The following is a 6,740-nucleotide window of genomic DNA, read 5'->3' as shown; positions in this document are numbered from 1 at the left end:
CAATTCATCTCCCACCTGTAGAGGAAGGAGAATTCTTGCTATATATTATGTTAAAATAATACCGATCGATAATATCCTGCAATGTAATGGATTTCATTTTTTCATCTACCATATTTTGAATTTCATGATAGAAGTCCCCAATAGCGAATTGAATGTTGATACCGATTCCACAATCCGGATTGGTATCTGTGTCCAGGTGAAGCAGCGGCTTATCGCCCTCTACGGCTCGGTAGATGTCATACATACTGATTTTATCTGCCGATTTTGCAAGAGCGGCATTCGCATGACCTTGTGTGTTGACAACAATGCCTGCATTTTTCAGGGTTGCCATAAGCTGTCTGACATAAGCCGGGTTTGTCTTGATACTTTCTGCAATTTTTGTGCTGGAGAGTTGTTCGTCATCTCCAAGAGCAATAAATATAAGAATATGAATGGTGTCACTAAGTTTTGTGGAATATTTCATTTGTCACCTCGAATTTTCTTCTTGCAATTTTAAAAATTACATGATAGTATGATTTTAATGCTTGATGTAATTTTGATTTTAACAAGTAAAAAAATAAAAGTCAAGCGAAATAAAAAGAGTGGAATCTGATATAAAAAAGGAGATAAAGTGGTGTATGCAAAAGGAGGAACAAGTCAGTTTTCTGGCAGAAAAAATCCGTCAGGCAGATGCCGTTTTGATAGGCGGTGGTTCTGGTCTTTCCAGTGCGGCGGGATATAACCATTATCATTGGCTACCCTATATGGAGGAATGTTTACAAGATTTTAAGGAGTGGTATGGACTGAAATCTCCTTTTGACGGTTTTTACTACTGTTATTCATCGCCGGAACAACAGTGGGCATATTATGCACGTTACATACAAAGTATGTGGGATGCACCTACAGGACAGCCATACTATGACCTGCGTGATATTGTGGCGGAAAAAGAAGTCTTTGTTTTAACAACCAATATAGATATGCAGTTTGAACGGATTTTTCAGAAAGAAAGGATTTGCGATTATCAAGGTAACAGCGGCTATGTTCAATGCAGTCAGCCTTGCCATGACCAAATTTATTCCAATGTAGAAATGATTCGCAGGATGAACGAAAATATCCGGGAGATGCGTGTTACTTCCGAGCTTCTGCCAAGATGTAATGAGTGCGGGAGAATCATGGTTCCCTGGGTAAGGGATGATACATTTTTGGAGGGAAAAGACTGGAGGGAAGGTGTAAGGCGATATGAGAATTTCCTAAAAAAATATCTCATGAATGGAACAGATAAGAATGTTGTACTGCTGGAGCTGGGGGTTGGTGAGATGACACCCAGTATTATAAAACTTCCTTTTTGGGAAATGACATACAAAAATGAAAAGGTGTTTTATGCCTGTCTGAATCAGAAGAAATCCTCAGCTCCAGAACATATAAAAGACAAAGGCATTTATATAGCAGGAGATTTGGCAGAAACCCTGAGGGATTTAAAAGAAAACATAGCGGGAAAGGAAATGTGATGAAGATGAATGTATATCAAGAGATAAGTCAAATCATCAAAGAAGCAGATGGTATTTTGATTGGAGCTAGTAATGGTTTGTCTATCTCAGAGGGATATAATATTTTTGCAGATGACGCATGGTTTCAGGAAAATATGGGAGATTTCAGAGAAAAATACGGACTGAGTTGCGTTTTACACGGATTTTCAGTGCCAATGAAGGTAGAAGAAAAGTGGGCGTTTGTAAGCAGACTTGTTAAGGCAAAAGCTATGCAGGATGAGCCGAGTGAGATTATGAAAAACATTTATGCCCTAGTAAAGGATAAAGAATATTTCGTAGTAACTTCCAATGCGGAGGATCATTTTGTGCCGGCAGGTTTTGAGGCAGACCGTGTTTTTGAAATGGAAGGGAAATTAACCCAGATGCGGTGCAAGAACAGATGTCATGACGAGGTCTATTCTAATCAAAAAGCAGTTCTCGCCATGACAGAAGAGGAAGTAAACGGAAGAGTACCCAAAGAGTTCCTCCCGAAATGTCCAAAATGCGGTGGAGATATGGAAGTAAATTGGGGTGAGATGTCCTCGTTTACAGAAACGAAAAATTGGAAGGAAAAGACTGCCCGCTATCAAGAATTTATTCAGAATTTACATGGAAAGAAGCTGGTAATTCTGGAATTTGGCATTGGTTGGAGAAATCAGATGATTAAAGCTCCTTTGATGCAGCTTGCAGCAGTAGAACCACAGGCAAGATATATCACATTTAACAAGGGCGAAATTTACATTCCAGAAGAAATCAAAGAAAAATCCATCGGTGTGGATGGTAATCTTACGGTAGCGTTAAAGGAAATCAGAAAGGGAAGGATAGACTAAGTAAAGTGGTTAAAGATATTACAGTTGTGAGATAGGAGAATGAAAAAATGAGTTGTTATGAAAATTTGGTAATGAAAACACAAATGAACTATTCCAGACACTATAGTACCTATGCATCCGGCGGTACTGCTGTAGTGTTGAGCAAACAAAAACCACTTCCTTATGAGGAACAGATTCAGGAATTTGTTCGCAGAGTGCAGGAGGCAGAGTGTATCATAGTAGGCGGAGCATCCGGTTTATCAGCGGCTGGAGGTGGTGACTTTTATTATAGTGATACCCCTTCTTTTCGTGAACATTTTGGAAAATTTGCAGATAAGTATGGATTCAAAGGTGCTTTTAGCGGAATGATGCATCGGTTTTCTACAAGAAATGAACACTGGGGATATGTGGCAACCTTTTTAAATACTACACAAAATGCTCCTATCAGAGAGCCATATCTGGATTTGGATAGAATCTTGCAGGGAAAGGACTTTCATATCTTAACGACTAATCAGGATACACAGTTTGTAAAGATTTATCCGGAAGAAAAGGTCAGTGAGATTCAGGGAGATCATCGTTTCTTCCAGTGTTCCCAGTGCTGTCAGGATGAAACATGGGATGCCGTACAACCTGTGGCAGATATGATTGCGGCTATGGGAGAGGGGACAATGGTGCCGGATGAACTGATTCCTCGCTGCCCTCATTGTGGTGCGGAAATGTTTCCGTGGGTAAGAGGATATGGGAATTTTCTGCAAGGGAAAAAATACGAAGAAGAATATGAGAAAATCTCAAAATACATTCAAAAGAACAAAGATAGAAAAATTCTCTTGATAGAACTTGGAGTAGGGCGCATGACACCGATGTTTATACAGGAACCGTTTTGGGAACTGACAAACAGCTTGAAAGATGCATATTATATCTCCGTAAATTCAGAATATCAGTTTTTGCCGGAATTCATTGAAGATAAGGGGATTGCTATTTTGGGAGATATAGGAACAGTGTTAAAAGATTTGCAGAAAGCAAAAGAGGAAAGTGCATTTGTATAGGATACTTGTTCTTGATATTCCACTTGATGGAGAAACATTAGAATATTGATTGATACAAAACTGCACTCAGGGATATTGTGGGTGCAGTTTTGCATTAAAATTATTGATTACGATACAGTTTCTGATATGCAGTGGGTAATATCTGAAATATATCTCGGAAAGCCGATGTAAATTTACTTTGGCTTTTATATCCCACAGCGGCGGCAATTTCCGAAATAGATTTATCTTCCTGCAACAGCATATTTGATGCCGACTTCATACGGTATTCTTTCATGTAAGAAGCGATGGGCATTCCATAGACTGCTTTGAAAACCGATTTCAAAGTAGTGGTGTTCATCAGGTACTGTTTTGACAACTCTTCAATAGTATAGTGGCGTTTTAGGTCAGATGTCATCAGACTGTGAATTTCTTTGATAGTTTCCACCTGTCCGGAAACATACTGGTTCAATCTTTTTGTATTTTCTAAATCCAGCATATCTAAAAGCAACAGCAACTCCTGAACTTTTAATTTGAATGAAAATCAGGAATTAAGTGAACTTGGAAAAAGCTATCTGGAAGAATTACGGAAATATGCTCCAGCCAATCCATAGTCATAGGCTATGGATAACCATATAAAATAGGTGTTATGTATGTACCGCTGTTTGCTGATATAATAACAGCAGAAAGGTGGTTGATGATTATGCCTATGGCGGTACTAAGCAATTTTCTGATTTATTGCGTTATAAATGCCTTTACTCCGGGGCCGGGAAATATTTTGGCATTAAATACCGTAACAAACTATGGATATAAAAAAGGAAAGCCGCTGTTCTTTGGAATTTTTGCAGGCTACTATGTAGTACAAATCTTATGCGCAATTTTTGTATATGGGGTTAATTCTTTACTTCCAAATGTAATGGAAGTGATGAAGTACATCGGAGCAGCCTATATACTGTGGCTTGCGATTCATATTGCTTTCAGTAAGAAGACCTCAGAAAACACAGAGCAATCCGCATCGTTTCTAAAAGGCTTCAGCAACCTGTACTTGGACTGGCTTGGGCGTACTGATTCAGAAGTTTTATCTGCGGCATTTCCGTGTTATTAACATTATCCTTGCACTAACATTACTGGAGTGTATTTGGGGAATGTTAAGATAATTGCTGCTTTGAGAGCAATTCTATAGCTATCCTCTTAATTAACGCAAATTCCAGATGAGTGGAACCACCCTTTGCAATCATTTGTGCTTATTGTTTCTAAGGCCGCTTTTACAGCCTCAGGTAGTTCAGCAGCAACGCGGACTTTCCTCTTTCTGAGAAAGGATTTCATTTTTGACCACATTTTTTCAATAGGGTTCAAATCTGGACTGTATATTCTCAAGATGGTGATACATTGTACAAGATTCCAATATATTAAAAGAAGTTGTTGACATACACCATAAATATAGTTATAATTCTAAATGTTTGAATTGTAATTATACTATATAATAAAAGAAGGGGATAAATAATAAATGGATGATTCATTTCACTACCTGTCTATGATAAACCATATGACTATCCAGAAAAAACTAATGGAACAGCTGAAAGATACAGGCCTTACCTTGGGACAGCCCAAAGTATTGGATTACCTGAAAGATCATGATGGTGTCAGCCAGAAAGAGATTGCGGCAGGATGCCTCATCGAGGCAGGATCTTTAACGTCCATTTTAAACCGTATGGAAGAAAAAAATCTGATCGAAAGAAAAATGCTCAATGGAAACCGTCGTACCTTTCATATTTTTATGACAGAATCTGGAAAGAAAAATCAGAAGCTTGTGGAGGAGGCTTTTAAGAAAATAGAAAAAACTGCATTAAATGGTATTTCCGAAGAAGAGCAGAAGCTGTTTATGGATATTTTTTGCCGGATCTACCGAAATCTTGCAGATATGAAATGATCCGGCAATAAAAAATATGAAATGAGGAGGAGATAAAAAATGGAGAAATTAAAACGATATTTAATATTTCTGGTAGGATTGTTTGTAAACTCCCTGGGAGTCAGCCTGATCACAAAGGCAAACCTGGGAACATCCCCGATTTCATCAATTCCTTACGTATTAAGTCTTAATTTTCCATTTACACTTGGAAACTTTACCATCTTTTTCAGTATCTTTCTGATCGTACTTCAGTTGATCATCCTGAGAAAGAACTTTAAATTGGAACACATCCTTCAGATTCCGGTATCCATCATATTTGGATATTTTATTGATCTTACCATGCTTCTTTTTTTCTGGGTCAATCCGGAAGCGTACATCATGAAGATTGTATATCTTCTTATCGGATGTCTGATCCTTGGCGTAGGTGTATATATGGAGGTCTTGGCAGACGTTGTTATGCTTCCGGGAGAATCTTTTGTCCGTGCTATTGTTCTTACATGGAAAACAAATTTCGGAACAACCAAGATATGTTTTGATGTATCCATGTCAGTGATCGCTGCTGTACTTTCTTTCGTATTTGCAGGAAAGCTGGCTGGTGTAAGAGAAGGTACCGTTATTGCTGCCCTTCTGGTAGGCTTTATCGCCAGATTCATCGCTAAGAAACTTGCATTCCTGAAAGATATGATTTTCCCCGAAAGCGTATCTGCAGAAAACGAGAACGAAGCAAAAGAACAGACAGCAGGAACCTATGGAAAAAATGTTATCGCCATTGGAAGACAGTTCGGAAGCGGCGGTCACGATATCGGCAAGGTTCTTGCAGAAAAGCTGGGCTACGATTTTTATGATGCAGAGATCATCCAAATGACAGCAGGAACCACCGGATATACCCCGGAATTCGTTAAGAAAAACGAGGAGATCATGACAAACAGCCTTCTCTATGATCTGGTCAATCAGATGTACCTGAATACAGACAGGCAGGATGAAGCACCGAAGGATAAAATTTTCGAGGCAGAATGTCAGGTTGTACGTAATCTTGCTAAAAAAGGCAACTGCGTCATAGTAGGCCGTTGTGCAGATTACGTTCTCAGAAATTCCGGAAACTGTCTGAAAATATTTTTTTCAGCGCCTCTTGTGAGCAGAATAAGAAGAGTGGCACAGAGACAGAATATCTCCGAGGGAGAAGCCAAAGCTACGGTTCAGAAAAATGAAAAACTCCGTGCAGATAACTACCGCTATTACACTCATCGTATGTGGGGAGCAGCCGGAAACTTTGATCTTAGCCTGAATACAGATTTGGGAGAAGAATTTATTGAGAACTGCATCCGCAGTGCTATGAAACTGTAAAAATATATAAAGCCTTATAATAATTCTCCTGCCTCTACAGGTGGGAGATGAATTGCAAAAAATAAAAGAGAACACTTGTTTGGTGATAAAATCCATGGTATGGAATTGTTTTGGAGGAATGGAATCATGATATTGACCATGTGCATGTAAT

The 6,740-nt window shown here is 38.8% G+C and carries 8 protein-coding genes; 6 read left to right on the top strand and 2 right to left on the bottom strand.

The genetic code is table 11. The annotated features are described in order from the left end of the window. Positions 1 to 4: 4 nt before the first annotated feature. Positions 5 to 463, bottom strand: a complete 459-nt coding sequence (locus LIR34_RS17155) for an Rrf2 family transcriptional regulator (RefSeq protein ID WP_173903398.1) — start codon at positions 461 to 463, stop codon at positions 5 to 7. A 154-nt stretch (positions 464 to 617) separates the two neighbouring features. Here LIR34_RS17155 and LIR34_RS17150 point away from each other — a divergent pair, with 154 nt between their 5' ends. From LIR34_RS17150 to LIR34_RS17140, 3 genes are read left to right on the top strand one after another with little or no spacing between them, the layout of a single operon-like run. After that, the gene (locus LIR34_RS17150; protein ID WP_173903397.1) at positions 618 to 1,487 is read left to right on the top strand and encodes an NAD-dependent protein deacetylase, SIR2 family; all 870 of its coding nucleotides are present in this window, start codon (positions 618 to 620) and stop codon (positions 1,485 to 1,487) included. A gap of 5 nt (positions 1,488 to 1,492) precedes the next feature. Continuing rightward, on the top strand, positions 1,493 to 2,335 hold the full coding sequence (locus LIR34_RS17145) for a Sir2 family NAD-dependent protein deacetylase (RefSeq protein WP_265107747.1): 843 nt from the start codon (positions 1,493 to 1,495) through the stop codon (positions 2,333 to 2,335). 47 nt (positions 2,336 to 2,382) lie between these two features. Beyond that, complete coding sequence (locus LIR34_RS17140; RefSeq protein ID WP_173903395.1) at positions 2,383 to 3,360, top strand: NAD-dependent protein deacetylase; 978 nt, start codon at positions 2,383 to 2,385, stop codon at positions 3,358 to 3,360. 100 nt (positions 3,361 to 3,460) lie between these two features. Here the strand turns inward: LIR34_RS17140 and LIR34_RS17135 are convergent, their stop codons facing one another. Continuing rightward, on the bottom strand, positions 3,461 to 3,835 hold the full coding sequence (locus tag LIR34_RS17135; RefSeq protein WP_173903394.1) for a helix-turn-helix domain-containing protein: 375 nt from the start codon (positions 3,833 to 3,835) through the stop codon (positions 3,461 to 3,463). Between the two features lie 198 nt (positions 3,836 to 4,033). Between LIR34_RS17135 and LIR34_RS17130 the strand changes: the two genes are divergently transcribed. The 3 genes from LIR34_RS17130 to LIR34_RS17120 all read left to right on the top strand — a co-directional run bounded on the left by LIR34_RS17130 (position 4,034) and on the right by LIR34_RS17120 (position 6,589). Then, a complete protein-coding gene (locus LIR34_RS17130) occupies positions 4,034 to 4,441 on the top strand; it encodes a LysE family transporter (protein WP_330603749.1) in 408 nt (135 codons plus the stop codon). A gap of 402 nt (positions 4,442 to 4,843) precedes the next feature. Beyond that, a complete protein-coding gene (locus LIR34_RS17125; protein WP_161285885.1) occupies positions 4,844 to 5,266 on the top strand; it encodes a MarR family winged helix-turn-helix transcriptional regulator in 423 nt (140 codons plus the stop codon). Positions 5,267 to 5,305: 39 nt separating this feature from the next. Continuing rightward, a complete protein-coding gene (locus tag LIR34_RS17120; protein WP_173903392.1) occupies positions 5,306 to 6,589 on the top strand; it encodes a DUF6198 family protein in 1,284 nt (427 codons plus the stop codon). The last annotated feature ends 151 nt before the right edge of the window (positions 6,590 to 6,740 follow it).

It is taken from the genome of Blautia sp. MSK17_66, assembly GCF_020538025.1.
Lineage (GTDB): Bacteria > Bacillota > Clostridia > Lachnospirales > Lachnospiraceae > Blautia_A.
The sequence above is the reverse complement of the archived record's forward strand: the minus strand, read 5'-3'. Positions and strand labels throughout refer to the sequence as shown.